The 24457-nt window shown below is 72.1% G+C and carries 26 protein-coding genes and 3 tRNA genes; 15 read left to right on the top strand and 14 right to left on the bottom strand.

All coding sequences use genetic code 11. The features are described from left to right. The 4 genes from BAW75_RS12550 to BAW75_RS12535 all read right to left on the bottom strand — a co-directional run. Nucleotides 1–1033, bottom strand: a 1033-nt coding sequence (locus tag BAW75_RS12550; protein WP_244206102.1) for a hypothetical protein, incomplete at its 3' end; no start/stop codon positions are given. Then, complete coding sequence (locus BAW75_RS12545; protein ID WP_043326145.1) at nt 1030–1746, bottom strand: DsbA family protein; 717 nt, start codon at nt 1744–1746, stop codon at nt 1030–1032. The genes BAW75_RS12550 and BAW75_RS12545, both read right to left, overlap by 4 nt. Next, nucleotides 1739–2263: a MauE/DoxX family redox-associated membrane protein gene (locus BAW75_RS12540; RefSeq protein WP_043326143.1), complete on the bottom strand. Its 525-nt coding sequence runs from the start codon at nt 2261–2263 to the stop codon at nt 1739–1741. Before BAW75_RS12540 ends, BAW75_RS12545 begins: the two co-directional genes overlap by 8 nt. A gap of 30 nt (nt 2264–2293) precedes the next feature. Then, entirely contained in the window at nt 2294–2881 is a 588-nt protein-coding gene (locus BAW75_RS12535; RefSeq protein WP_104113690.1) for a sigma-70 family RNA polymerase sigma factor, read from the bottom strand. Nucleotides 2882–3103: 222 nt separating this feature from the next. Here BAW75_RS12535 and BAW75_RS12530 point away from each other — a divergent pair, with 222 nt between their 5' ends. From BAW75_RS12530 to BAW75_RS12520, 3 genes are all read left to right on the top strand, one after another. Beyond that, nucleotides 3104–4771 (top strand): copper resistance CopC/CopD family protein, encoded by a 1668-nt coding sequence (locus tag BAW75_RS12530; RefSeq protein WP_043330589.1) that lies wholly within the window; start codon nt 3104–3106, stop codon nt 4769–4771. 16 nt (nt 4772–4787) lie between these two features. Further along, nucleotides 4788–5522: a YcnI family copper-binding membrane protein gene (locus tag BAW75_RS12525; RefSeq protein WP_043326141.1), complete on the top strand. Its 735-nt coding sequence runs from the start codon at nt 4788–4790 to the stop codon at nt 5520–5522. Between the two features lie 140 nt (nt 5523–5662). Further along, a complete protein-coding gene (locus tag BAW75_RS12520; RefSeq protein WP_104113689.1) occupies nt 5663–6514 on the top strand; it encodes a hypothetical protein in 852 nt (283 codons plus the stop codon). A 100-nt stretch (nt 6515–6614) separates the two neighbouring features. Here the strand turns inward: BAW75_RS12520 and BAW75_RS12515 are convergent, their stop codons facing one another. Next, entirely contained in the window at nt 6615–7910 is a 1296-nt protein-coding gene (locus tag BAW75_RS12515; RefSeq protein ID WP_104113688.1) for a glycosyltransferase 87 family protein, read from the bottom strand. A gap of 74 nt (nt 7911–7984) precedes the next feature. Between BAW75_RS12515 and orn the strand changes: the two genes are divergently transcribed. Both orn and BAW75_RS12505 read left to right on the top strand, forming a co-directional pair. Then, the gene (orn, locus tag BAW75_RS12510; protein ID WP_082931010.1) at nt 7985–8575 is read left to right on the top strand and encodes an oligoribonuclease; all 591 of its coding nucleotides are present in this window, start codon (nt 7985–7987) and stop codon (nt 8573–8575) included. Nucleotides 8576–8665: 90 nt separating this feature from the next. After that, nucleotides 8666–8738 (top strand) — tRNA-His (locus tag BAW75_RS12505). A 281-nt stretch (nt 8739–9019) separates the two neighbouring features. Here the strand turns inward: BAW75_RS12505 and BAW75_RS12500 are convergent. The 3 genes from BAW75_RS12500 to BAW75_RS12490 all read right to left on the bottom strand — a co-directional run bounded on the left by BAW75_RS12500 (nt 9020) and on the right by BAW75_RS12490 (nt 12198). Further along, on the bottom strand, nt 9020–9301 hold the full coding sequence (locus BAW75_RS12500; RefSeq protein ID WP_104113687.1) for a hypothetical protein: 282 nt from the start codon (nt 9299–9301) through the stop codon (nt 9020–9022). A 147-nt stretch (nt 9302–9448) separates the two neighbouring features. Then, nucleotides 9449–10759, bottom strand: coding sequence for a L,D-transpeptidase (locus BAW75_RS12495; protein WP_104113686.1), 1311 nt, complete (start codon nt 10757–10759; stop codon nt 9449–9451). Between the two features lie 161 nt (nt 10760–10920). Further along, nucleotides 10921–12198 (bottom strand): L,D-transpeptidase, encoded by a 1278-nt coding sequence (locus BAW75_RS12490; protein ID WP_104113685.1) that lies wholly within the window; start codon nt 12196–12198, stop codon nt 10921–10923. Nucleotides 12199–12385: 187 nt separating this feature from the next. On the opposite strand from BAW75_RS12490, the gene BAW75_RS12485 reads away from it, so the two are divergent. The 4 genes from BAW75_RS12485 (at nt 12386) to BAW75_RS12470 (ending at nt 14506) form a co-directional block, all read left to right on the top strand. Next, nucleotides 12386–12461 (top strand) — tRNA-Lys (locus BAW75_RS12485). A gap of 269 nt (nt 12462–12730) precedes the next feature. Further along, the gene (locus BAW75_RS12480) at nt 12731–12985 is read left to right on the top strand and encodes a hypothetical protein (RefSeq protein WP_043326130.1); all 255 of its coding nucleotides are present in this window, start codon (nt 12731–12733) and stop codon (nt 12983–12985) included. A 109-nt stretch (nt 12986–13094) separates the two neighbouring features. Beyond that, entirely contained in the window at nt 13095–13625 is a 531-nt protein-coding gene (locus BAW75_RS12475; protein ID WP_104113684.1) for a kinase, read from the top strand. A 47-nt stretch (nt 13626–13672) separates the two neighbouring features. Continuing rightward, nucleotides 13673–14506 (top strand): MerR family transcriptional regulator, encoded by an 834-nt coding sequence (locus tag BAW75_RS12470; protein WP_104113683.1) that lies wholly within the window; start codon nt 13673–13675, stop codon nt 14504–14506. 4 nt (nt 14507–14510) lie between these two features. Here BAW75_RS12470 and BAW75_RS12465 read toward each other — a convergent pair whose 3' ends face one another. Together BAW75_RS12465 and BAW75_RS12460 are read right to left on the bottom strand one after the other, a co-directional pair. After that, nucleotides 14511–14999 carry a polyketide cyclase gene (locus BAW75_RS12465; protein ID WP_244206101.1) on the bottom strand — a complete coding sequence of 163 codons (489 nt, stop codon included), beginning with the start codon at nt 14997–14999 and terminating at the stop codon, nt 14511–14513. Nucleotides 15000–15009: 10 nt separating this feature from the next. Then, nucleotides 15010–15744, bottom strand: coding sequence for a class I SAM-dependent methyltransferase (locus BAW75_RS12460; protein ID WP_064446950.1), 735 nt, complete (start codon nt 15742–15744; stop codon nt 15010–15012). Nucleotides 15745–15821: 77 nt separating this feature from the next. On the opposite strand from BAW75_RS12460, the gene BAW75_RS33195 reads away from it, so the two are divergent. The 3 genes from BAW75_RS33195 (at nt 15822) to BAW75_RS12445 (ending at nt 19745) form a co-directional block, all read left to right on the top strand. Then, complete coding sequence (locus tag BAW75_RS33195; protein ID WP_104113681.1) at nt 15822–18884, top strand: VWD domain-containing protein; 3063 nt, start codon at nt 15822–15824, stop codon at nt 18882–18884. 63 nt (nt 18885–18947) lie between these two features. Next, a tRNA-Lys gene (locus BAW75_RS12450) sits at nt 18948–19020 on the top strand. Between the two features lie 284 nt (nt 19021–19304). Further along, nucleotides 19305–19745 (top strand): NUDIX hydrolase, encoded by a 441-nt coding sequence (locus tag BAW75_RS12445; RefSeq protein WP_104113680.1) that lies wholly within the window; start codon nt 19305–19307, stop codon nt 19743–19745. 30 nt (nt 19746–19775) lie between these two features. Here the strand turns inward: BAW75_RS12445 and BAW75_RS12440 are convergent, their stop codons facing one another. The 4 genes from BAW75_RS12440 to BAW75_RS12425 all read right to left on the bottom strand — a co-directional run bounded on the left by BAW75_RS12440 (nt 19776) and on the right by BAW75_RS12425 (nt 22600). Next, the gene (locus tag BAW75_RS12440; RefSeq protein WP_104113679.1) at nt 19776–20255 is read right to left on the bottom strand and encodes a GNAT family N-acetyltransferase; all 480 of its coding nucleotides are present in this window, start codon (nt 20253–20255) and stop codon (nt 19776–19778) included. Beyond that, nucleotides 20252–20578, bottom strand: a complete 327-nt coding sequence (locus tag BAW75_RS12435) for a hypothetical protein (protein WP_244206100.1) — start codon at nt 20576–20578, stop codon at nt 20252–20254. Before BAW75_RS12435 ends, BAW75_RS12440 begins: the two co-directional genes overlap by 4 nt. 112 nt (nt 20579–20690) lie before the next feature. Then, nucleotides 20691–21266 (bottom strand): flavoprotein, encoded by a 576-nt coding sequence (locus BAW75_RS12430; RefSeq protein WP_104113678.1) that lies wholly within the window; start codon nt 21264–21266, stop codon nt 20691–20693. Beyond that, on the bottom strand, nt 21263–22600 hold the full coding sequence (locus BAW75_RS12425; protein WP_104113677.1) for a hypothetical protein: 1338 nt from the start codon (nt 22598–22600) through the stop codon (nt 21263–21265). The genes BAW75_RS12430 and BAW75_RS12425 overlap by 4 nt, the downstream gene beginning before the upstream one ends. A gap of 425 nt (nt 22601–23025) precedes the next feature. Here BAW75_RS12425 and amcA point away from each other — a divergent pair, with 425 nt between their 5' ends. The 3 genes from amcA (at nt 23026) to BAW75_RS12410 (ending at nt 24456) form a co-directional block, all read left to right on the top strand. Further along, nucleotides 23026–23187: a multiple cyclophane-containing RiPP AmcA gene (gene amcA / locus BAW75_RS33330; protein ID WP_016818147.1), complete on the top strand. Its 162-nt coding sequence runs from the start codon at nt 23026–23028 to the stop codon at nt 23185–23187. 91 nt (nt 23188–23278) lie between these two features. Beyond that, entirely contained in the window at nt 23279–23599 is a 321-nt protein-coding gene (locus BAW75_RS12415; RefSeq protein ID WP_104113694.1) for a hypothetical protein, read from the top strand. Beyond that, entirely contained in the window at nt 23596–24456 is an 861-nt protein-coding gene (locus tag BAW75_RS12410) for a methyltransferase domain-containing protein (RefSeq protein WP_244206099.1), read from the top strand. Before BAW75_RS12415 ends, BAW75_RS12410 begins: the two co-directional genes overlap by 4 nt. The last annotated feature ends 1 nt before the right edge of the window (nt 24457 follow it).

The raw sequence follows: 24457 nt of genomic DNA, 5'->3' as shown, positions 1-24457 counted from the left end.
GTCCCGCGCGGTCGCGGCGCCCGCCGGCTCCCGTCGCCAGGCCGACCACCACCAGCACCCGCACCAGGACCGGCGGGCCGGCGGCCGGGGGGATCGCGCGGGACAGCGCGGCGAGGTTCGTCACCCCGGCGAACACCGTCAGGCAGGCGCCGGCGAGCGCCAGCACGAAGTCGGCGGCCGGGTGGCGGGCCAGCGCGTACCCGCCCGCGGCGAGCGCGCCGAGGCCGGTGAGCAGCGTCCACACCTGCCCGGTGAACAGTTCGGCGAGCATTCCGCCGAGGCCCGGGGTGCCGGTGTCGAACGCCCGGGCGACGGTGAGCGCCACTGTCGCCGCGCCGCCCAGGGCGAGCAGTGCGCCCACTCCGCGCAGCGCGCGTACCCCGGCGGTCGTGCCGCCCGGCGCGAGCCCGGCCGCGCCGATCACCAGGAAGCCGAGCGTGGTGGCCACCCACCAGGGGTACGGGTCGGGCGGCGGCACCCAGTCCAGTGTGCCGCGTACGGCTCCGGTGGTGTCACCGGCGCGCAGCGGCACCGCCCAGTCGCGTACCCGGTGTTCCCGGTCCGGGTCGGCGGCGACGGCGGCCGGCGGCGCGTCCTCCCGCCACAGCGTGCGCTGGTCGTGCCAGCGGGCGGTGGGCCCGTCGTCGATCCGCCGCCAGTCCGGCGCGGCGGCCGGGTTCGCCTCGGCCGGCAGCCGGGTCTCGCCGGCCAGCGTCCGGTTCAGGTACGTGGCGGGGGAGTGGACGTTCTCGTACACGCCACCTGGGCCGACGCGCAGGTACGGCTCGCCGGAGTAGCCCATCACCGTGACGTCGGCGCCGGTGTCGTTCGTCAGTTCCAGCCGTGCGCCGGCCTCCACCATGCGGGCGGTGAGCCCGGGACGGTCGGGCTCGACGCCGGTGATCGTGGCGCGGTAGTCGGTGCCGTCGGGCGCGTCCGCGCCGTGCGCGGCGGCCGGCGCGGCGAACGTGAGCAGGGCGACGGCCGCGCCGGTGAACACCAGCGCGGCCCGGCGCAGGGGTGCGGGGATCACTTCCCGGCCGCCTCCACCGCTGCCCTGATCCCCTCGGGGCTGCGGTCCCGCAGCTCACTTCCGTTGATCTTGATGGTCGGGGTCCCGGTCACGCCGGCCTTGCTCGCCTCGTCGGTGACGTGCTCGGTCCACGACCGGTACGTGCCGTCGGAGACGCAGGACGCGAACTCGTCCCGGTTCAGCCCGACGCCCGCGCCGATGTCGACCAGCTCGTCGTTGCTGAGCCCGGCGCCGCCCTCCGGCGGCTGCTTGGCGAAGAGCTGGTCGGTGAACTCGCGGAACTTGCCGCCCTGCGCCGCGCAGCCGGAGGCGGCCGAGGAGCGGGTGGAGTACTCGGTGGTGGAGAAGCGGTTGAGGAAGGCGACCGGGTGGAACACCAGCTTGGCCTTGCCCTCGGTGACGAGCTGGTTGAGCGTCTCGCCGTTGATCTGCTGGAACTGCTTGCAGGCCGGGCAGAGGTAGTCCTCGTACAGGTCGATGGTGACCGGCCCGGTGCCCTGGACGATGCCGGTGCCGGCGTCGTTCGCGCCGGGCGGCGCGGTGAAGTCGTCCGACTTCTGGCTGGAGTAGACGGCCCAGCCGATGCCACCGGCGATGACCAGCACCAGCACGGCGGCGATCGTGGTCCAGAGCGTGCGCTTGCGGCGCTTCTCCCGGGCGATCTGCTCGCGTACCACCCGCGCCGCGTCCCTGCGGCCCTTGCGGCTACTCATCGGTGTCCTCCACGGTGTCGTCGCCGGCCAGCCAGCCGTCCACCGAGAACGGCGTGCGGGGCCAGATCAGCAGGAACCCGGCGAGCGCCAGGAACCCCAGGTCCCGGAGGATCTCCGGGAGGTAACTGGGTGTCTCGCCGGCGGCGAGCTGGCCGCCGCTGCCGAAGCACCCGCAGTCGATGGCCAGGCCGCGCGCCCAGGCCGAGGCGATGCCGGCGATGAAGACCACGAGCAGCACCGCCGAGATCCCGGCGCTGACCCGGGTGGCAAGCCCGGCGAGAAGCAGCAGACCCAGGGCCAGCTCGACGAAGGGCAGCGCCGCGCCGATCACGGTGGCCAGCTCGTACGGCATCACCTGGTAGGCGTTGACGGCCCGGCCGGAGGCGGCGAGATCGCCGACCTTGGTGCCGCCGGCGATCAGCCAGACGGCGGCCAGTCCGAGGCGGGCGGCGACGCCGAGCCAGGGGCGCAGGGTCTGCCAGCGGCCGGCCGGGGAGGGGGAGGGGGTCACAGTCATTCGTCGTCCGAGCGTCACGAAAGGTTCCCGCTATCCGGTCATCGTGTCGCCGACGGCGCCGACCAGTTCGTCCCGGGCGCGGGCCACCCGGGAGCGGATGGTGCCCACCGGCACCCCCTCCACGTCGGCGGCCTCGGCGTAGGACAGGCCGAGCAACTGGGTGAGCACGAACGCGGAGCGCCGCTCGGCCGGTAGCCGGCGGACCAGGTCGGTGGCGCCGAGCTGACCGGCCGGGTCCGGGTAGGGGCGGTCGGTGGCGGCCTGGGCGGCGAGTCGCGCGTCGAGCCGCCGGCGGCGTACCACCGTGCGCAGGTGGTCGGCGCAGGCCCGGCGGGCGATGCCGAGCAACCAGGTACGCACGCTGGAGCGCCCCTCGAAGCCGGGCAGCGCCCGGAACGCCCGCAGGTACGTCTCCTGGGTCAGGTCGTCCGCGCTGTCCGGGTCGACGAGCGCGGCGGCGAAGCGCCACACCTCGGCCTGGGCCGCGCCGACGAGGGCGGCCTGCGCGTCGCGGTCCCCGTCGCGGGCGGCGAGCGCCCAGCCGGTGGCCGTGTCCCGGACAGCCTCGGCGGCCGCCTCGGGGCGGTCGTCGGCGGTGTCACGCGAGCCGGGGATCACGTCACCCGAGGTTACGCGGCGTACCTGGAGGGGACAGGGTCCTTCGGCCCATTCCGTGGTCCCGCACACGCCGGGAACTTTTTCCCGCCGCCGTCCGACTACCCTCCCATGACCTCCGAGCAGGCCCGGCGTGGCGCGCGCCGCCGCGCCGGGTGGGCGCTCGGTCACGCCCGCCCGGGACCGGCTCGCCGGATCGGCTCCGGTTCGGGAACCATGGCGGTCATGACTGCTGCCGTACGCCGCCCGTCCCGGGCCGTCGCCGCCCGCTCCGGGGCCGTCGCCGGGCTGCTGCTCCTGCTGGTCGCCCTGCTGCTCGTCCCGGCCACCCCGGCCAGCGCCCACGCGGTGCTGGTGAGCAGCAGCCCGGCCGCCTCCGCCGTGGTGCCCGACGCGCCCGCGCAGGTGGTGATCACCTTCAGCGAGAGCGTCCGCAAGGTGCCCGGGAAGGTCCGCGTGATCGCCCCCGACGGCTCGCGGGCCGACCGGGGCGAGCCGACGTTCCAGGGCGCCGAGGTCACCATCCCGGTGGACCCCGGCGCGGGGCGCGGCACCTATCTGGTGAGTTACCGGGTCATCTCGGCGGACAGTCACCCGGTCTCCGGCGCCTTCACCTACTCCGTCGGCGCGCCGTCCGAGCCGCCGACGGACAGCGGCACCGACAACCGGGCGAACCCGGTGACCGAGACCGCGGTGAAGGTGGCGAAGTACGCCGGCTACGCCGGGTTGCTGCTGCTCGTCGGCCCGGCGCTGGTGCTGGCCGCGCTCTGGCCGCGCCGGCTGTCCCGCCGCGGCCCGGCCCGGCTGGCCTGGACCGGGCTGGGCGTGCTGGCGGTGGCGACGCTGGCCGAGATCTGGCTCCAGGTGCCCTACGTCAACGGCGGCGGCCTGTTCGACGTGACCGGCTCCGGGCTCGGCGACGTGCTCGGCAGCGCGTACGGCACGACCCACCTGGTCCGGCTGGGCCTGCTCGCCGCGGCGGCGTTCCTGCTCCGGCCGCTGTTCGCCGGCCCGGTCGGCCGCACCGACGGGATCATCCTCGCCGTTCTCGGCGGCGCCGCGCTGTTCACCTGGCCGCTCGCCGGGCACGCGGCGGCCTCGCCGGCCCCGGCCGTGTCGGTGGTGGTGGACGCGGTGCACCTGGGCGCCATGGCGGTCTGGCTCGGCGGCCTGGTGATGCTCGCGGTGTTCCTGCTGCGCCGGGCCGACGAGCGCGAGCTGGACGCGATCCTGCCGATCTGGTCCCGCTGGGCGGCGCTCGCGGTGGCCGCGCTGCTGCTGGCCGGCACCGTGCAGGGGCTGATCGAGGTGGCCAGCCTCCAGGCCCTGATCGACACCACGTACGGGCAGCTGCTGCTCGCCAAGATCGCGCTGTTCGCGCTGGTGATCGGCGTGGCCGCGTACTCCCGGGCGCTGGTGCGGCGGCGGGTCGCCGCCGGACGGCCGGGCTCGATGCGGCGGGCGGTGGTGGCCGAGCTGGTGATCACGGCGGTGGTGCTGGGCGTGTCGGCGACGCTCGTGCAGACCACGCCGGCGCGGACCGCCGTCGCGGACGCGCCGGGCGCCTCGCCCGGCTACTTCTCCACCACGCTGAGCAGCCCGATCTACTCGCTGCAGGTCGAGCTGGACCCGGCCGAGACCGGCAACAACTCGATGCACCTGTACGCCTACACCCCGGACAACCGGCCGCAGCCGGTGCAGGAGTGGAAGGTGACCGCCGCCCTGCCGTCGGCCGGGATCGAGCCGATCACGGTCCCGCTGCTGCCGTTGAGCGACAACCACGCCACCGGGGAGGTCAACCTGCCGGCCCGTGGTGACTGGCAGTTGCGCATCACCGTCCGCACGTCCGACATCGACCAGGCCACGGTGACCGCCACCGTGCCGATCAAGTAACGGGAAGGTCCCACTGATGATCCGTCTCCGGCGCTCCGCGACCGTCGCCGCGCTGACCCTGACCGCCGTCGCCACGACCGTGCTCGGCCTGGCCGGGCCGGCCTCGGCGCACGTCACGATCAACCCGGCCGAGGGCAAGCAGGGCGGCTACGGCCGGTTCGCCTTCCGGGTGCCGAACGAGAGCGACACGGCGTCGACGGTCAAGGTCGAGGTGAACCTGCCGGAGAACGCACCCGTCGGTTCGGTGTCCACGATGCCGGTGCCGGGCTGGACGGTGGCGGTGGAGAAGCGCAAGGTCGACCCGCCGATCGAGGTGCACGGCAGCCAGCTCACCGAGGCGGTGTCGAAGCTCACCTTCACCGCGGCGCCGAACGGCGGCGTGAAGCCGGGCGAGTTCCAGGAGTTCCCGGTGTCGATGGGCCCGCTGCCGCAGGTCGACACGATGGTGTTCAAGGTGCTCCAGACGTACTCCGACGGCAACGTCTCCCGGTGGATCGAGGAGCCGACGCCGGGCGCGGAGGAGCCGGAGAACCCGGCGCCGGTGCTCAAGCTGGCCGCCGCCGAGAACGCGCCCGCCTCGCCGGGCGCGAGCGCGCCGGCCGCCGCGGCGGCCGACGACGATGACGACGACGCCGGCTCCGGCGCGGCGACCGCCCTCGGGGTGGCCGGTCTGGTCGCCGGACTGGCCGGCCTGGTCCTCGGCGGTCTGGCGTTCGCGCGTACCCGGCGGGAGCCCGCGGCGAAGTCCTGAACGCGAGCGACGCACCGGCCCGGCGGAACGATCCGCCGGGCCGGTCGCCGTCCCGGCCGGGTGCCGCCGATATCCGGCGATCGGCCGACCCGCGTCGGTAAGGTCTGGCGGGTAGTTGGCTACCGAGAGGGACGACGCGAATGCGTTTCGCACGCACGATCGCCGGCATGGTGCTGCTGGCGCTGGGGGTTCCGGCCCTGCTGGCCGGCGCCGGCCTCTGGCTCGCGGCCGGGCATGCCGACCCGGACGGCGGTTTCGGCGCCCGGTTCGAGCCGGTCCGCCCGCCCGCCCGCGTGGTGCTGGTGACCGACGTGGACGCGCTGCTGCGCACCGACCTGCCGGTGGCGCGCACCGGGCAGGCCCGGCTGCACCTCACCGCGCGGGACGACCACGGCCCGGTCTTCCTCGGCCTCGCCCCGGCCGACGAGGTGCGGCGGTGGCTGGCCGACGTCCCGCACAGCACCGTGCGCCGCGTCGCCGTCACCCGGGGCCCGCTTCCGGTCGATCTCGACCCGGCCACCGCCGGCTACGGCGTCGCCGTGCCGCTGGCCCAGCCCTTCTGGGTACGCGAGGGCATCGGCTCGCTGGAGTGGAGCCCGGCCGAGCTGGGTGGCCGGTCGTTGAGCCTGGTCGTGATGCGCGTGGACGGCGCCGACGGGCTCGACCTGCGGATGCGGGGCGAGCTGCGGGCCGGCTGGTTCCCCGGGCTGGCGTGGGCGCTGCTGACCGGCGGGACGCTGCTGGTAGTCCTCGCCGTGGTGGTGCTGCTGCGGCCGCTGCGGCCGCGTGAGGTGGTCTTCGTGGTCGAGCCGGACCAGGTGCCGGTGCTGGCCGGGCGCCTCGGCGTCACCTCGCTGAGTGGGCTGGGCCGGCAGCCGGGTCCGGCGTCGCGGCCCGAACGGCATCTGGTGGCGGTGGGCTCGGGCGCCCACGGGCGGACCCGCGCGGCGATCGCCCCGCCGCCCGGCCGGTGCCCGGACGACCAGGACTGACCAGCAGAACCGAACGGCCCTCCGCGCTGCCGACGCGGAGGGCCGTCCTCACCGGGGGATCGGTGCTACCTGGGAGAAATCTGAGGTAGTTGAGACCAGATTAGCGCTGATCGCCGTTTGTTGCGAGGTGTGTCCGTTCAGTCCGTGTTATCCGAGGTTCGTCCCGGTGGTGGCGGATCGGGAGCGCCACCAGCAACAGCAGGCTGAGCAGCACGTACACGTTGCGCACGACGAAGTCGACCGGGTCGTCCGTGTGCACGATGGCGGTGCCCCAGTCCTGGAACGTCACCAGGCCGTACACGATCGGCAGGCCGACCACGGCGGCCAGCGCGAACAGCCCGCCGCGGCGGCGCGCCCCGGCCGGCGTCGCCGGATCGGCGTCCAGCGCCGCGTCGACGAGCACCACCACGGCGGGGATGAACCAGTAGAGGTGGTGGATCCAGGTGATCGGGCTGACCAGCCCGCCCACCAGGCCGGTCACTGTGAGCCCCACCAGCGCGTCCCCGGCGCGCGCCGCCCGCGCCGCGCGCCACAGGCCGAACGCGGCCACCGCCAGCGCGAGCAGCAGCCACAGCAGCCTGTCCGCCTCGGCCGACGCGGACAGGCGGCTGAGCAGCCCGAACAGCGACTGGTTGCCGGTGTAGTCGGTGCGGCCCACCCGGTCGGTGGCCCACAGCTCGTGGGTCCAGAACCGCCACGAGTCGCCGGGCGCGACCGCCGCCGCCAGCAACGTGGCCGCCGCCGCGGTCGCCGCCGCCACCGCCGCCGCCCGCCACTTGCGGGCGACCAGCAGGTAGAGGACGAAGATGCCGGGGAAGAGCTTGAGCGCCGCGGCCAGTCCCACGCCCACGCCGGCCCAGCGTCGCCCCTGCGGTACGGCGAACAGCAGGTCGGCCAGGATCAGCACCACCAGCAGCATGTTGATCTGCCCGAGCGTGAGCGTCTCCCGGGTGCTCTCCACCGCCAGCACCAGCAGCACGGCGACCGTCAGCCCGAACCCGCGCGGCAGGTCGTGCCGCCGCAGCACCGGCAGCACCAGCCAGCGGGTCGTCACCACCACGGCGGCCACTGTCAGCACCACGAACGTGGCGACCGCGACGCCGAGCCGCAGATAGCCGAACGGCAGCAGCAGCAGCGCCGCGAACGGCGGATAGGTGAAGTAGAGCGCGCCCTGCACCCGGTCCGGCTGGACGTAGTCGTAGAGCGGATGCCCGTCCGCCCACCAGTCCATCGCCGACATGTAGATCTTCTGGTCGTAGTAGTCGTGGCGCAGGTTGGGCAGGTAGAGCGCCGGCAGGATCGCGACCAGCGCCAGCACCGCTACGACCCGCCGGACCGTACGCGCGCCCACGTCGCCGCGGGCGACGGCGGGTGGGGCGGCGGGTTCGGCTGGCACGCAGGAAACCCTAGCGGTCCACGTCGGCCACCGTGCCGAGGCGCGGGCGGGTCGGCGGCGCGTAGTCTGTTCCGGTGGCTGATCTTCTCGTCTGGATCGACTGTGAGATGACCGGGCTGGACCTGCGGCGGGACGCGCTGATCGAGGTCGCGGCGCTGGTCACCGATCCCGATCTCAACGTGCTCGGTGACGGCGTCGACGTGGTGATCCACGCCGACGACGAGGTGCTCGACGGCATGCCGGAGATCGTGCGCAGCATGCACGCCAAGTCCGGGCTCACCGAGGAGGTACGCCGCTCCACGGTCACCCTGGCCGAGGCCGAGGACATGGTGCTCGACTACGTGACCAGCTACGTGAAGGACCCGCGTACCGCGCCGCTGTGCGGCAACTCGATCGCCACCGACCGGGGCTTCCTGGCCCGCGACATGACCCGGCTCGACGCCCACCTGCACTACCGGATGATCGACGTGTCGTCGATCAAGGAGCTGTGCCGGCGCTGGTACCCGCGGGTGTACTTCGGGCAGCCGCAGAAGGGTCTGGCCCACCGGGCGCTCGCCGACATCCGGGAGAGCATCCGCGAGCTGGAGTACTACCGGCGGACCGTGTTCGTGCCGCTGCCGGGCCCGGACGTCGAGGCCGCGAAGGCGATCGCCGCCCAGCTCTGACGCCCGCGCCGAACCCGGTGGACGGGGTCGGCCGGAGTGTGGCTATTATTAGTCCGCGCACCGCCCGGGCAACCGCAAGCGGCGAGCATGGTGGCTGTAGCTCAGTTGGCAGAGCACCGGGTTGTGGTCCCGGTTGTCGTGGGTTCAATTCCCATCAGTCACCCCGATAGTGGATCTGCTCCACTGCCTGATCACGCCCCCTCCTTCGAGGGGGCGTGAGTCGTTTCAGGGGCACCGCAGGGGAGTCGTGGCCCCGCCAGTGCGCGTCTCCCCTGCGGAAGGCGTTCGAACTCCGGCTGGAAATCGACGCGATGTGCTTCCTGCCCGGAGAAGCACGCCTACACTGGGGTGGTACATAGAGCCGATCAGTCCGCGGATGTGGTCGGAAGTCGGGCCGAGGACTCCCGGGGCAGACCGGGACCTCGGCCCCGCGCATGTTCACAGTCAGTGCAGCTCGATCTCGGACATCCTCAGTGTGGGCGTCAGCGGAGCGAGCAGCTGGACCGCTGCAGTCATGGACGCCACGGCCTGGATCATCTTGCGCCGTTCGCCGTCGGTCGCGTCCCGGTAGTGAACGCGGGCCCGGGACGTCGGAGCCAGCCTGGCAGCGTCGAACCTGACCATCTCGACCTCGCCGGTCTGTATCACCGCCGCTGCGAGCACGTAGATGCCGCTGCGGTCGGGCCGTTGACGCATCGACTCGTCGAGCCAGGCCGCGCTGCTCATCTGACCACCTCAACGACCGGCTGACGGAAGGTCCATGGCGCGCCCGGCCATGAGGGGAACGAGCGCGGTCCCGACAAGACATGGCCTGTGTGTCTCCTCACGACGAAGCCCCCTCCTTCCGGAGGGGGCTTCGTCGTGTGCGCGAGGTCAGGGGGTCGGCTCGACGCTCGGCGTACCGGCGTCCGGCGTGGTGTCGGGGTCCGGGGTGTCGGCGGCCGGCGGCTCGTACGGCAGGGCGCTGCCCTTGACGTACTCCTCCCAGCTCATGTTCCAGTCGGTCCAGCCGTTGCCGTTCTGGAGCTTGCGCTCGGTGCCCTTGACCGTGATCGGGTCACCGATGCGGGTGTTGGCGAACAGCCAGTTGCCTTCCTTCATCGAGACGTTGACGCAGCCGTGCGACACGTTCGACCGGCCCTGCACGCCCTCGGACCAGGGCGCGGCGTGGATGAACTCGCCGCCCCAGGTGAGCCGCTGGGCGTAGTCGATCTCGGTGCGGTAGCCCTCCTCCGGGCCCAGCTCCTCCATGGTGTCGAAGACCGTGTGCCGGAGCTTCTCCATCACCACCATGGTGCCGCTGGACGAGGGGGTGCTCTTCTTGCCCAGGCTCACCGGGATGGTCTTGACCACCTTGCCGTCGCGGGTGACTGTCATCCGCTTGGTGCGGTTGTCGACGGTCATCACGAACGACGGGCCGATCTTGACGTCGACGGTGAGGTCGGACCGGCCGTACCAGCCGCCGCCGAGCGGCAGCCCACCCGCCTGCACCTTGTAGCTGACGGTGCTGTTCGGCTTCCAGAACGTCTTCGGCCGGTAGCGCACCTCGGTCGGGCTCACCCAGTGCCAGATGCCCTCCTGGGCCGGCTTGGCGGTGACGATCATCCGGCGCTGCACGTCGTCGCGGTAGTCCTCCGGGATGGCCCGGCCGAACTTCACGATCAGCGGCATGGCCACGCCGACGACCTGGTTGTCGCCGAGGAAGCTGGTGACCCGGACCTGCTTGGCCGGCTTCGCCATGGTGGTGAACGTGCTGGTGGCGGTCGCGGGCTTGCCGTCGTCGCCGGTCGCCGTCACGGTCGCGGTGTACGTCTGCCCGTACTCCAGGGCGCCGGCCGGCAGCCAGCTCTTGCCGTCCGCGGCGACCGCGACGTCGACGGCCTTGCCGGCGGAGTCCTTCACCTCGACTGTCGTCTCCTGCGCCTCGGTCGTGGTGAAGACGATGGCGGTGGAGGCGGGCACGTCCTTGGCGTCGGCGGCGGGCTCGCTGATCGTGGCGGCGGCCTTCGGGGCCTTCTCGCCACCGTCGCCGCCCTGCCAGCTCGACGGCTTGCCGCCACCGCCGCCGGTGCAGGCGGAGGTCAGGGCCAACGCGGCGGCGAGCACCCCGGCCGCCAGCGCGCGGCGGCGGCCGACGCGCGGGGCGCTCCCGCCCCTGATCGGTTCGTCCTGGCCAGCTCGCATGATTCCCTCACAAGTGATGCCGTTCGGCGTCGTCTCAGGTCAGACGCGCCGGAGCGCTTACGCGTTGCCGGGCGTGAACCGGAACACCCCGCCGGGATGTAACGATTCCACGGCCGCCCGGCGCTTCGTCGGAGGTGGCGTGTCCGACCACGGTACGCCGGTCAGAACGGGGCGGGCTGCCCGCCCTCCGGCACCGGCAGCGCGCTGCCGGCGACGAACTCCGACCAGCTCAAGCTCCAGGCAGTCCAGCCGTTACCCGGCGCGAGGCGCCGCTCGGTGCCCTTCACCGTGATCGGATCACCGACGAGCGTCTTGCCGAACAGCCACCGCCCGTCGGCCATCGACACGTTGACGCAGCCGTGCGAGACGTTCCGGCGCCCCTGCACGCCCTCGGACCAGGGCGCGGCGTGGATGTACTCGCCGCCCCAGGTGATCCGCTGGGCGAAGTCGATCTCGGTGACGTAGCGGTTGGCCGGGTCCGGCTCGCTGCGGGTGTCGAAGACGGTGGACTCCTTCTTCTCCATCACCACCATCGTGCCGCTGGAGGAGGGGGTGCTCTTCTTGCCCAGGCTCACCGGCAGCGTACGGATCACCGTGCCGTTCTCGGAGACCGTCATCCGCTTCGTCGCGTTGTCGACGGTCATCTCGAACGCGCGGCCGATCTTCGCGGTGGCGCTCCGGTCGATGTTGCCGTAGCGGCCGTTGCTCAGCGGGATCCCGGCCAGCGCCAGTCGTACGGTGATCGTGGTGCCGGTCTTCCAGTACTCCGGGGCGCGGTAGTACGCCTGCGTGCCGTTGTCCACCCAGTGCCAGGCGCCGGGCTGCGGCGGGTCCGTCTGCACGAACATGCGCTTCTGCACCGCGGCCCGGTCCTTCTTCGGGATGCCCGGGGAGAACTCGGCGACCACCGGCATGGCCACGCCGTACGTCTTGTCGCTGAACAGGTAGAGCCCGGAGCCGATCATCGACTTCGGCTTGGCCATCGTGGTGAACGTGCTGGTGCCCTCGTACGTCTGGCCGTCCTTGCCGGTCCCGGTGACGGTGGCGGTGTACTTCGCGCCGTACTTCAGCGCGGCCGACGGCACCCAGCTGGACCCGTCCCGCCGCATCCGTCCGGCGACGGCGGTGCCGTCGGCGGTGGCGAGCACCACCTTCGACACGGTGCCGCCGCCCGGGATGCGGGCGCTGATCTCGGTGCTGACCGGCCGGCTCGCCGCGCCGTCGGCCGGGCTGACAGTCAGCGCCGCCGCGGGGGCGCCGCCGGTCGGGGCGGCGCTCGGGTCGGCGGGCGCCGAGGCCGAGACGCCGCCGACCTGCTGCAGCCCGGGCTCGAACGCCGGCTTCTTCCCCTCGTCGCCGCCGCCGCACCCGGTCAGTGCCAGCGACGCCGTGAGGACCAGGGCGCCCACCGTCGCCCCGGCCCGCGAGAACCTGCCCATGCCCACCCCTGTCCTCACATGCCTGGCGGACATCGTGCCGTATCGACGCCATCTGACCCGCCCCGGCGCTGAACAGTCTGACCGTTTTAGTCGCTTTCGCCGGTTAAGCTCGACCGAAGGGGGGACCCCGGTATCGGATTGGAACCCGGCTCGGCGGGCGTGCTAATCTTCTTCCCGTTGTCAGCGAGCGCCGCTAGCTCAACTGGCAGAGCAGCGGACTCTTAATCCGCGGGTTCGGGGTTCGAGTCCCTGGCGGCGCACCAACGAGCAAGGCCCTGATCAGGCGTTCCACGCCGTTCGGGGCCTTTTTCGCGTACGCCGCCCGCCGGGGCCGCGGGGCGATCGTCCGTGGGTGGAACACCATCGGTGTCAAACGGGCCGGGAGGCACCCATGACGTTCCACCGAACGCGGCCAGCCTGGTGGCGGGGTGGAACCGGCCCGTGGGGGCGCCTTGTGCCGCCGACCTAAGCTGATCATGGTCGTGCGACCACGATGGACGGTCGGGCGACGATGATGAGAATGGGAGAAGACGTGAAAGCCTTCCGACGGCCGCGGATCCGCAGCCTCGTCGCCGCCACCTCGGTCGCGGGCGCCCTGGTGCTCGGTCTGGGCGTGCCCGCGTACGCGGACTACTCGAGCCCGACCTACCCGACCCTGAAGGCCTGCAACGAAGCCCGGCCCAAGTACCAGTCGTCGTGGACGAAGCCGCAGGCGTGCCGCCCCATGTACAACTGGGACGGCACGAAGGTGATCGGGTACGCGTTCCTGGTGATCACCCGGGCCTAGTAGCCCGGAGAGCCCGGGCCGGGTCGCCCGTCGGACTGCCAGGGGCAGCGCCGGCGGGCGACCGCCGCCGTCGGCATCCGACCGCGGCAGCCGAGGCCAGGGAGGCGCCGTGCCCGCTGAGACCACCGGGAGCCCGGACACGGTCCTCGTCTGCATCAGGGGCAACTCCGGCTCGGGCAAGAGCAGCATCGCCCGCGAGCTACGACACCGGCACGGCCGGGGATGCGCCCTCGTCGAACAGGACTACCTGCGCCGCGTCGTCCTGCGCGAACGGGACAAGCCCGGCGGCGTCGCCCCCGCGTTGATCGAGCAGACGGTCCGGTTCGCGCTCGACCACGGCTACCACGTGGTCCTGGAGGGCATCCTGTACACCGGCCGCTACCGCGACATGCTGACCTCGCTGCGGGACGGCCACCGGGGGCGGTCGCTGTTCTGCTACCTCGACGTGTCGCTGGCCGAGACGCTGCGCCGGCATCTGACCCGCCCGCAGGCCGGTGACTTCACCGCCGAGCAGATGAGCGGCTGGTACGCCGCGCACGACGTCCTGGACTGGCCCGGCGAACTCGTCCTCCCGGAGAGCACCGGCTTGGAGCAGGCGGTCGAGACGATCGCGGCCGCCGCCGGGCTGCCCCAGCATTAGGCGGCGGCGCTTGCCCTTGCGGTTACTGAAGGGGGCAGGCTGGGATCATGTTGTCGATCAGCGAGTTCAGCCAGATGTGTCACCTGTCGCCGCAGGCGCTGCGCTTCTACCACGCCGAAGGGCTGCTCGTGCCCGCCGAGGTCGACGACCGGACCGGCCACCGCTCGTACGCCTTCGAGCAGGTGGAACGCGCAATGCTGATCACGCTGCTGCGGGACACCGGGATGAGCGTGAAGCTTGTCCGGCGTGCCCTCGACGAACCGGACCAGGCGCTCGCCCTGCTCGATCGGCACAGCGACGAGGTCAGCCGGGAGCGCCAGGAGCAGGCGGACGCGATCGCTGCCGCTCGCGCCGTCTTCGAGGCGCAGCCCGAGCCGCGGCTGCGGCACGTGCCGGCCACGACTGTGGTGGCGCGGCTCGTGCCGGGCACGCCGCTGGGCCGGGACGCGCAGGAGTGGGACCGGGCCGAGGAGATCATCACGGCGGCGACGGCCGAGCTGGTCGCCACCGTGCGGCAGGCGGGCCTCACCTGCCTGGGCGAGCCGTGGCGGACGCTGGCGCTGGAGACGCCGGAACAGGACCGGCGCGTACTCGACGGCACCGGGCCGTTCTGGACGGTCAAGGTCGCGGTGACGGGCACCCCGGAGACGCTGCCGTCCCTGCCTGCCGACCTGTTCGTGCAGACGCCGGACGCCCACGACGAGTTGTCCATCTTCATGCCGGGCCGCAACACCATGGCCAAGTACTGCACAGTGGTCCTGCGCCTGCTCGACGCCGCCCCGGTCGACGGCGACCGGTTCGTCAACCTGGCGCGTCTGCGTCAGGAGGTCCGCTCCGACGGCGTGGTGAGCAGCGCGCCGGTCGAACGACGCCCGGAGTGACGGATCAGCGCCCCGGAACCGCGCCCTCCTCGGCGAGCCGCTTGAGGTTCAGCAACTGCCGGCGGGCCATCACCAGGTCACCGAGGCATCCGCCGAGGGCGATCACCGGGTTCGTCCGCATCACGACCTTGAGCAGCAGGCGGGTCGTGTTCCCGGCGTCCGGCACCAGGACGTACGACAGGACCGCGCCCATGATCCGTCCGGTGAGGTGACGCCCTGGCTCGACCGCGAGGATCCGGCCGCGTCGCCGCCCGCCCGCGGTGGTGAACGGCTCGCCGGCCACCGGCTCGGGAAGGCCCACCAGCCGTTGCGGTGAGCGGCGGCCGAGGTTGTCGATCCAGTCGTACGAGTAGGGCGCGACCCGGATCTGGCCGACCCACTGCCACACGGCCGCCGGTGGCGCGTCCACGCTCACCCCGCGCCACGCCCGCAGCGTGGGCGCGGGCACGAAATCGTCGCACGGGTAGCGGCGCAGCGTCTCGTCGTCCGACACGCCCCACCGGTCACCGAGCATCGGCCCGGCCCAGCACGAGCGTGGTCCGCAGGTCGAGCACGACGGTGCCGCCGAAGTCGTCCACCAGCCGGTCCAGGGCGGCGATTCCGCGTTGCTGCTGCTCGGGGGTCCGGGACAGGTACGGCCCGAACGTGCGCATCAGCGCCAGGTACCGCTCCTTGTCCAACGGCAGTTCCCGCCGGAACACCTCGCGGCGTACGTCGTCGAACTGCCCGCTGTCGAGGATGTCCCGGTGGAACCAGTCGACGGGCCGCTTCCGGACGGTGGGGTCGACGGATCGCAGTGCGGCCCGGACGGCGGCCTGCTGGCCGGCGTCGGCGTAGTCGTAGCGGTGCCCGAAGACGGCGAGCGTGCCGCCGGGTGCCAGGGCGCGCCGGGCCAGGGCGTTGCGGGTGGCGGCGTCCAGCCAGTGCCAGGCCATCGCGCAGGCGAGCACGTCCACCCCGCCGGCCGGCGGCGACCACCGCTCGAACGTCGTTGCCTCGACGCGGGCGTCCGGGAACCGCTCGGCCAGCCGGGCCGCCATCCGCGCGTCGGGCTCCACACAGGTCAGCGGCGCGCCGAGGCGGGCCAGCACGTCGGTGCCCTTCCCGGTGCCCGCGCCGACCTCGACCACCGACGCCGGGGTACCGCCGTGGTAGGCGAGGATCGACTCGGCGATCTCCGGCGGATAGCCGGGCCGCGCGCGCTCGTACAGGTCGGCGACCGTACCGAAGAGCTTCATCACCAGCAGGATACGGCTCCGACCGGTCCCCGACAGACCGCGCGGAAACCGGCCCACCCGCTTCTACAGTCCGCACCATGAGGTGGACCCTGCGGCTGGCTGCGGCGCTCGGCGTACTCGTGACCGCTCTGGCGACCGGGGTGGCGAGCGCCGTCGCGGCGCCCGCCGACGGCGGCCTCGGCCTGGCGCTGCGGCCCGGCCAGGCCGACTACCGCGCCGGGGACCAGGTTCGTCTCGACCTCACCGTCACGAACACCACCGGCGCGGCCTGCGCGCTCGCTGCCAGCGCCGTCGGCACCGTGCAGATCACCGGGGTACGCCGGGACGGGCGCGACCTCACGCCGACGCTGGCCCGCAGCTTCCACGACGACGGGATCGGCGCCGCCGCCACCGCAGCGCTCACCACAGTGGAACCGGGCGCGACCGCCACCGTGGCGTCGACCGGGGTACGGCTGCGCGACGGCGAGGTGGTGCTCCGCTCGGTGGCCGCCACCGGGGACGGCGGCGGGCTGGACACGCTCTGGCCGGTGGGCGCACCCGGCCGGTACGAGGTGACCGCGGGCTACGTGACGCTGCCGGTGACCGGCGCGGCGGACCTGTGCGTGGGCGCGACGGCGCTGCGGACCACCACGTTCACCGTGTCCGACGACGGCGGCACCGGCCTCCGCTGGCTCTGGCTCGTCGGCGGGGGAGCGCTGGCGCTGCTCGCCGTCGCGCTGGTCGTACTGCTGCTGGTGCGCCGCCGCCGGTCGACCGCCGCCGCCGTGGCGCTGCTGCTGGTCGCGGTCGGCGCGCTCGTCGGCGGTGGCGCCCGGCCGGCGCGGGCCGACTACGGCGTCGACCCGACCGCCGGTGTGCCGGTCAGCGGCGTCGACTTCCAGGCGGCTGTCGACGGCTGCCTGGCCGGATTCGCGCTACCCGGCGGCGATCCGTCCGGCCTCCTGCCGAGGCTGCGCGACAAGAAGAGTCCCCGGGTGCGGATCATCCCGACCACCGGTGGCTCCGGCGCGTTCGAGACGCCGCAGAGCGCCGACGGCAAGGGCTCCTCCACCGTCACGTGGAACCCGACCTCCACCGACCCGTACGGCGACGGGGTGGCCCGCGACCCCTGCGCCGCGCTCTACCACGAGCTGAACCACGCCGACGACATCTCCCGCGACGCCGTGCCGCAGGGCGAGTGCGGCGGCACCGGCATCCGTACCGCCGAGGTGAAGGCGACGCTCGCGGAGAACCGCTACCGGGCGGCGAAGGGGTTGCCGCCGCGCACCGAGTACGACGGGAAGACGCTGCCGAAGAGCCTCGACGAGTGCAAGAAGCCGGCCAAGAAGACGCCGCCGCCGAAGGGCCCGGTGAAGCTCTGCGAGGACGGCGCCGACTGCGGCGGCAGCAACGGCGACCCGCACCTGGTCACGTTCGACCGGGTCGCCTACGACTTCCAGGCAGTCGGCGAGTTCACGCTGGTCGCCTCCACCGGTGGCGACCCGCTGGAGGTGCAGGTGCGGCAGGCCCCGATGGCGGGCACGCGGACCGCCTCGGTCAACTCGGCCGTCGCGTTCCGGGTCGGCGCGCACCGCGTCGCGCTGACCCTCACCGACGGCGGCACGCGGGTACACGTCGACGGCGCGCCGCTCGCCGTACCTCCGGACCGCACCGACCTGGCCGGCGGCGGCACGCTCACCCGCCGCCCGTCGGACACCGGCCCCACCGACGGGTACGACGTGACGTGGCCGGACGGCTCCGCGGCGGCGGTGGACCAGATCGGCCGGTACGGCTACCGGATTCTGGTGCGGCTCGCCGACTCCCGGGCCGGGAAGGTACGCGGACTGCTCGGCGACTTCGACGGCGACCCGGCCGACGACATCGCGCCCGCCTCCGGGGCGGCGCTGGCCCAGCCGGTGCCGTTCGACAAGCTCTATCCCGCGTACGCGGACAGCTGGCGGATCGCCCCGGACCGCTCGCTGCTGCACTACGACGACGGGCAGAACACCGGCACGTTCACCGACCGAGCGTTCCCGGAACGAGAGGTCACCGTCGCCGACCTCGACCCGGCCCGGCGCGCGGCGGCCGAACAGGTGTGCCGCTGGGCCGGCGTCACCGCGCCCGCCCAGCTCGCCGAGTGCGTCTTCGACGTCGCGGTCAGCGGCCGACCCGAGTTCGCCGTCGCCGGCGCGAGCACCGAACGGGTCGCCCCACCGGCCGCCACTCCGATCACCGCCGTACCCGTCGCCACCGCCTCGCTCACCCCCGGCGGCGCGCCGCTGACGTTCACCGCCCGCGCCGGGGACGCCGTCTTCGTCGACGCCACCGCGCCGGGAATCGGCGACCGCTGCTCGCCGTACGTGCTCACCGAGCCGGGCGGCCGGGAGATCGCCAGCGGGTGCAACATCAAGGGCAACGGGTACGTCGACCGCGTCGACCTGACCGCCACGGGCACGTACGCGCTGCGGGTCACCGCCGCGCCCGGTGACACCGGCCGGGTCGCGGTGCGGGTGTACTCGGCCCGGGACAGCGACGGCACGATGCAACCGAACGGCCCGGCGGTCACCGCCACCGTCGAGCAGCCCGGCGCGCGGGCGCGTTACCGGTTCACCGGGCGCGCGGGTGAGCGCGTCTACGTGGAGGTGCCGACGAGCACGCTCACCGACCAGTGCTCCCCGCTGGAGCTGCGGGACGCCGAGGGGCGGCTGCTGCGCAGCGGCTGCGTGATCAACGGGACCGGCGAGGTCGACGGCACGGTGCTGCCCGCCGACGGGACGTACACGGTGGTGGTCGACCCCACCGAACGCGGCACCGGCACGACCACGCTGCGGCTGGTCACCAGCCGGGACCGGGAGGCGGCGATCACGCCCGGCGGGCCACCTGTCGTCGCCGTCGTGGAACGGCCCGGCGCGGTCATCGGCTACCGGTTCACCGCCGCGGCCGGCGCGTCGGTGACGGTGACCGCGACCGCCTCCGACCTGCCGGACCAGTGCGGCGTGCTGGCGCTGCGCGCGCCCGACGGCAGCACCGTCGGCACCGGCTGCGTGATCAACGGGGCCGGTGAACTCGGGCCGACCGTGTTGCCGGCCTCCGGGGCGTACACCCTGGTGGTGGACCCGTCGGGGGCCGCGACCGGGCAGGTCACGCTGGCGGTGCGGTGAGGCCGACCCTGGATTTCGGGGGTGGCGGGCGGGCGTGCTAACGTCTCGTCCCGTTGTCAGCGAGCGCCGCTAGCTCAACTGGCAGAGCAGCGGACTCTTAATCCGCGGGTTCGGGGTTCGAGTCCCTGGCGGCGCACGGTGATCAAGGCCCTGGCCTGGCGCTTTACGTCAGACCAGGGCCTTTCCCGTGTTCGGCGGTCATGATGGTCGCTCGGTGGGTGCTCGGGAGCCGTTGGACCGGGCGTGCGCCGGCTGGGCGCGGTGCGACGCCAGCGGGTAGATCGACCAGCTACGGAGCTCGGGCGCGTCGCGTAGGTGCGGCGGCGTGCGGCCGGTGCATCATGGTGCTCAATGTCACTGGCTGGGTAGCTTCGCCCTGCTGGAGGGCGAGTCAGTCCCGTCCGCGGATTGGGGCAGGTCATGCGTCAAATCGTGCGCAGGTCAGTGCGGGCCATCCTGCTGGATGAGGACGACCGCCTCGTGTTGATCAAGAGGGTCAAGCCTGGGCAGGCGCCGTACTGGACGACGCCGGGCGGCGGCGTGGAGCAGGAGGATGTATCCCTGGAGGCGGCGTTGCGCCGTGAGCTGCACGAGGAGCTCGGTGCCGATGCGGATCGATTCGCCCAGGTGTTCTTGTTCACCGTCGCCGCTGGCGATGAAGTTTCGGTCCAGCACTTCTACGCCTGTCGTTTGCTTCGGTTGCGGGAGGACGCAGGTACCGGTCAGGAGTTCGATGATCCCTCCCGTGGCGAGTACCAGCTGGACCTGGTGGCGATCGACAGGCTGCCCACGGTGAATCTCAAGCCGGATGCGCTGAGAGAGTTCATCGCTGCCAACGAGGAGGCGCTGCTCTCGGTGTAGGGCGACCTGACCGGTTTCAGGTCGAAGTAGCTAGCCGCCGATCGGCCGCTCATACACGGCGCGGTGCTTTCCTGGACCCTTGTAGTCGTAGATCACGGAGATGCCCTGATCAGTGGTGTCCCCTGAAAGGTTGTTGAAGCCCAAGCTGAGCCAGGCTCTGTGCGCGGCGTGGTTGTCGGGCTCTGATGTGAGGAAAAGACGCCGGCATCCCCAGCGTGAGCCTTGGCGGTGGACTTCTTCCACGAGCGCCCGCGTGAGCCCTTGGCGGCGGTGGCTGGGGTGCGTCATCACGTCTTGCAGGTAGATCTCCGACGGGTCGACCTGGCTTCGGAAGGCGATCACGCTGCCGGCGACCTGCCCGTCGATGATGGCGAGTGGGCAGGTGTTGGCGAACAGCGTGGCGTACAGCCAGTAGTCCGATGAGCCCCGCAGCCTGATGTACGGCTCCCCCAGCGCCAGTAGTTTCTCGAGGTCGGGGATGCGGTCGACCGTGAGTGGGACGATGATCATGGGCGGCTTCCTTCGGCGAGTTCGATCGATGCGGCGAGGTCTTGTGCGGCGACGGCGGCGTCCAGGGAATCGGTGACTCCGCGGCCGACGACAAGGATGTCCCAGGAGCGCCGTCGGCTGGCGTCGACGTCGGTGGGTTCGAAGCCGCCGGAGACCGCGACCGGAAGTTTGGTCCACGACCTGATGAGTTGTGCTTGGTCGAGGGGGTGGAAACCGGCTACGCCGAGGTCGATGTTCGTGGTTATGGCGAAGCCGTCGTCTCCTGCGCGTTCCATGTCCTGGACCCAGCCTTGGACTAGCCGGCCCTCGGGCACGTCGATCATGGCGAGGACGCCCCGGAGTCTGCTCGCTTCGGCAGCTGCCGAAACGCTAGCGCTGGCCGCTATCGGCGAGGCGCACCAGGCCTGAGCGACATGGTGGCTGGCTCGGTTGCGGTCAGGCGTGGCCGGAAGCGGCCGGTCGAGACTCATGGGCGAGCTGGGCGGCTGTCTCGAAAGCCACCGTCCAGGGGAAGAGTTTCTGCCGTTCGTTGCCGTTGCCGGGCAGGTGCGGTTCCCAATGATAGGAGGGGCCGAGCAGGACGCGTACCCCTTCCTCGCGAAGGCTGGCCACGGCGTGCCGGAACGGTGCCCGCGCGGCGAGGGCGGCGTTGACGAACGGGACGATGACGGTCGGCACCTGCCGGCCGATCAACTCGGCGACCGAGGTCATGGCGTAATTGTCGGCCAGACCGAGGGCGATCTTGTTGATCGAGTTGTAGGTAGCGGGTGCGATGACCAGGGCGTCGGTGGCGGGAAGCGACCGGCGAGTGCCGGGCGACGACTGGTACGTCGACCGGACCGGATGACCGGTGAGGATCTCGAGCGGCTGCGGTTCGATGAAGTCCATGGCGCTCGGCGTGGCCCCGACCGCCGTTGTCCAGCCTCGGCCCTGCGCTGCCTTGACGAGGTGGGGCACGTCGGCGGCCGGGCCGGCGCCGCAGACGACGATCTGGAGGTGACCGCCGGTCACAACCGGATCCCGGCGCTTTGGGCGAATCCGACAGCGGCGGTGCGGACAGAGCCGGTGCTGAGCATGGCGAGGTCACCGGCGATGCGCTGGACCGCCGGTCGGCAGCGGATCTCCTCGGGGGCTACCTCGTGGGCGGTCCGCAACGCGGTCAGCCCCTGTTCATGGCGGCCCCATTGGGTGTAGGCGCGTGCCACGTCGATGAACAGTGACGCTTTGCGCTCGGCCAGCGTCACTTTCTCCAGCGGCACCGTGCGGGCGATCGCAATGGCTGTTCCGGCGTCGCCGAGGGTCAGTGCGATGTTGACCCGGTGCAGCAGGACGTTGGTGGCGCCGAAGCCGGTCCACCGGTCGTTGCCGTCATAGCCGATGCGGGCTGCAGCGCGGGTTGCCTCCTCGAGCATCGCATGTGCGGTGTCCCGGTCGTCTCGGCGGGCGGCGGCGATGGCCCCTCGGAGGACGAGGGCGCCGTAGACGGCCACCGCATCGGTCGACGCGAGGCGGGTGTCCCGGTCGAGCGATTCGGCAGCATTCCCGGCGAGGGTCACCGCCTGGGCGTCATGGCCGTTGCCCATGAGCGCGTGTGTCAAGATCCGGGCGCTCGCGGCGATCGCCACCGGGTCCTGGCTCATGGCGGCGGCCCTGGTACTTCTCTCGGCTGCTACGAGGGCCATCCCGTGATCGCCCACCTTTAGCAGGACGCTGCCGACGACGTGGTACATGTCGGCGGCCAAGGCCTCGACCCGTGGCCGCTGATCGCCATCCGCGCCGGACTTCACAGGTTCAAGGGACGGCAGCAGTGTCACAAGCCGGTCGAGTAGGCGCTCGTATCGGCAGGCCTGATAGTCGACCTTGGCGGCACCGACGGCTCGGGTGAACTCCGAAAAAGACAGCGCCGCACCCTCCGAGTGCGCGGGCGAGAAGAGCGCGTCCAACAGCGGCACGACGTTGGGTGCAGCGGCGACGCCGATCGCCGCCCCGCGTAGGAGATCTCTGCGTCGCACGTCACCATCCGAACCCGAGCCAGCATCTCCGTCATCGCCAGTATCCGCATACGCCTGGGCATCTAGCAGCGCGGCACCCGCAGTTGCACCGCTGGTGCCGATCGCCCGCAGTGCCTCGAAGCGTTCCCGGACCTCAGGTGTGGCTCGGGACAGCACGGTGTCCAGCGCGGCCTGCATGTCCGCGCGGGGGAGCACCTTGTCGCCCTGGCTGCTCCATTTGGCCACGGTCCGCCGTGCCGCGCCGAGGTGCTCGGCGAAGGCGGTCACGCTCATCCGCAACGCATTGCGGAGCGCGTTCGCGTCCTGGCCGGTCCAGGTCGTCACCGTAGCCATCGCACGTCCTTCCGGAACGGACAGTCATCGGTGGAGGTGATAGTAGCCGCACATGGAGTGACAGCAGGTGCACCGCCGGTGCACCGGCGAGACATTCCGTTCATCCACCGCGCAAGCCAGCCTTTATGTGCCGACGCGCCGATCCCCAGCGGTACGCCGGTGGGTCAGCGGCAACCTCACGGCAGGGAGATCCAGATGGACGTGCCGATCGGCGACAGGTCGGAACGCGACCCGACGCACCGGCAAGTGCTCGCGCCGGGCACTCCGTCGACCGCACAGGTGACTCCCCGTTTGCGTACCGCCAGCGAGGCTGCGTGGGCGGGTGACCGGCGGTCTGCTCCCCGCCGCTGGCCGACGATGGTGGGCTTGCCGGCGCGCCGGCAAGCCCACCGCACTCAGGCGGCGGACCCGAGCGGGGGCCGGCCATGACTGTTTACCTCTCGCGCAACGCGACGATGGGCGACCCGCCAAGAGGCCGCCCGGCAGCGGCTCAAGCGTTGCGACCGGCGTCGGTCGATCCGCCGCTGTTGACGTACGTCTGGCAGATCGTTTTCGAGCGGCAGACGCGGGAGCGTGAGGCTCGATGAGCAGCGACCGGGGCTTCTACGCGGAGATCGGGACGCCTGCGCCCCTGGCGCATCTACGGTTGCGTCCGCTGGCGCTGCCGTGGTGGTCGGTATGACGGCCCCTAACGAGCACTCCCTGCCGCACGTGCCGATGCGGCCACTGTGGCTGTGCCGACGGTGCGGCCAGCCGTGGCCCTGCGGCGCGGCGAAAGTCGCCCTTCTGACGGAGTACAGGGACAGCCTGGTCAGTCTCTTCCTCTATCTGGCCAGCTGCCTGCATGACGCGATCGACGATCTGCACCAGCTCCGGCCCAGCGACACCGGCAGCACCGCCCATGTCTTCGACCGCTTCCTCGGCTGGCCAGCCCGGCGCACCCGCTCCTACCGGCTCTCCAGCAGCACTTCTTCTGATGATGAGGAGGAATCTTCATGAGTAGCACTGACGTCATCAACGCGCCGCCGCAGACGGTCAGGGTGAGGGTCCCGGCAGGAGCGGCGCATGCACTCTGCCGATTGGGTCCGACACGTAACGGCACCATCGCGGCCACGGTGGAGGTACTCGGCCGGCGGATCGAGATCGAGACGCCAGAGGACGGCCCGGTCCTCTTCCCGACCGACGTGGGGCTCACGTTGCTGAGCGCGCTGAATGCCGACCCTGGCCTGCCTGTTACGGGTGCCCGCGCCTTGGACATCGGGTGCGGCTCCGGCCTGTATACGGTGGCCCTGACCTCGGCGGGCGCGGCACATGTGACCGCGTTGGACGTCAATCCGGCATGTGCGGAGGTGACCCGCGACAACGCGTCCCGCAACGGCATCTCACCCGCCCAGGTGGCCACGATCGTCGGGGACCTCGCCGAATTGGCGATCCCCGAACCCTGGGACCTAGTCGTTTGCAACCCTCCGCACTTCCCACACGATCCGGTGTACGCGGTCGACGATGGCATTGAGACCGCGCTGGTCGGTGGCAGTGACGGGCGGGCGTTGTACGACGTCCTGCTCGCCCGCCTCGACGAGCTGCTCGCGCCGGGCGGGACGCTGCTGCTGACGCACTCCTCCCTGACCGACATTCCCCGCACTCGCCAGACGCTACGACGAAGCGGATACGAGTGCCGCACTGTGCAGATCTGCGAGCTGGACATCCCCTTGCGCCGCTACGCGATGCACCGCGACGTGCTGCTGTCGCGGCTGTATCCGCTCCGGGCCGCCCAACGGGCAGCATTCCGTGGCCTCCGGTTCGAGGTGCACACCCTCGCTGCCACCCGCATCGATTTCCCTGGACGGGTCAGGTGAG

It is taken from the genome of Micromonospora chalcea (genome assembly GCF_002926165.1).
GTDB lineage: Bacteria > Actinomycetota > Actinomycetes > Mycobacteriales > Micromonosporaceae > Micromonospora > Micromonospora chalcea.
Note: the sequence above shows the minus strand (reverse complement) of the source record. Positions and strands in the feature narration are given on the sequence as shown.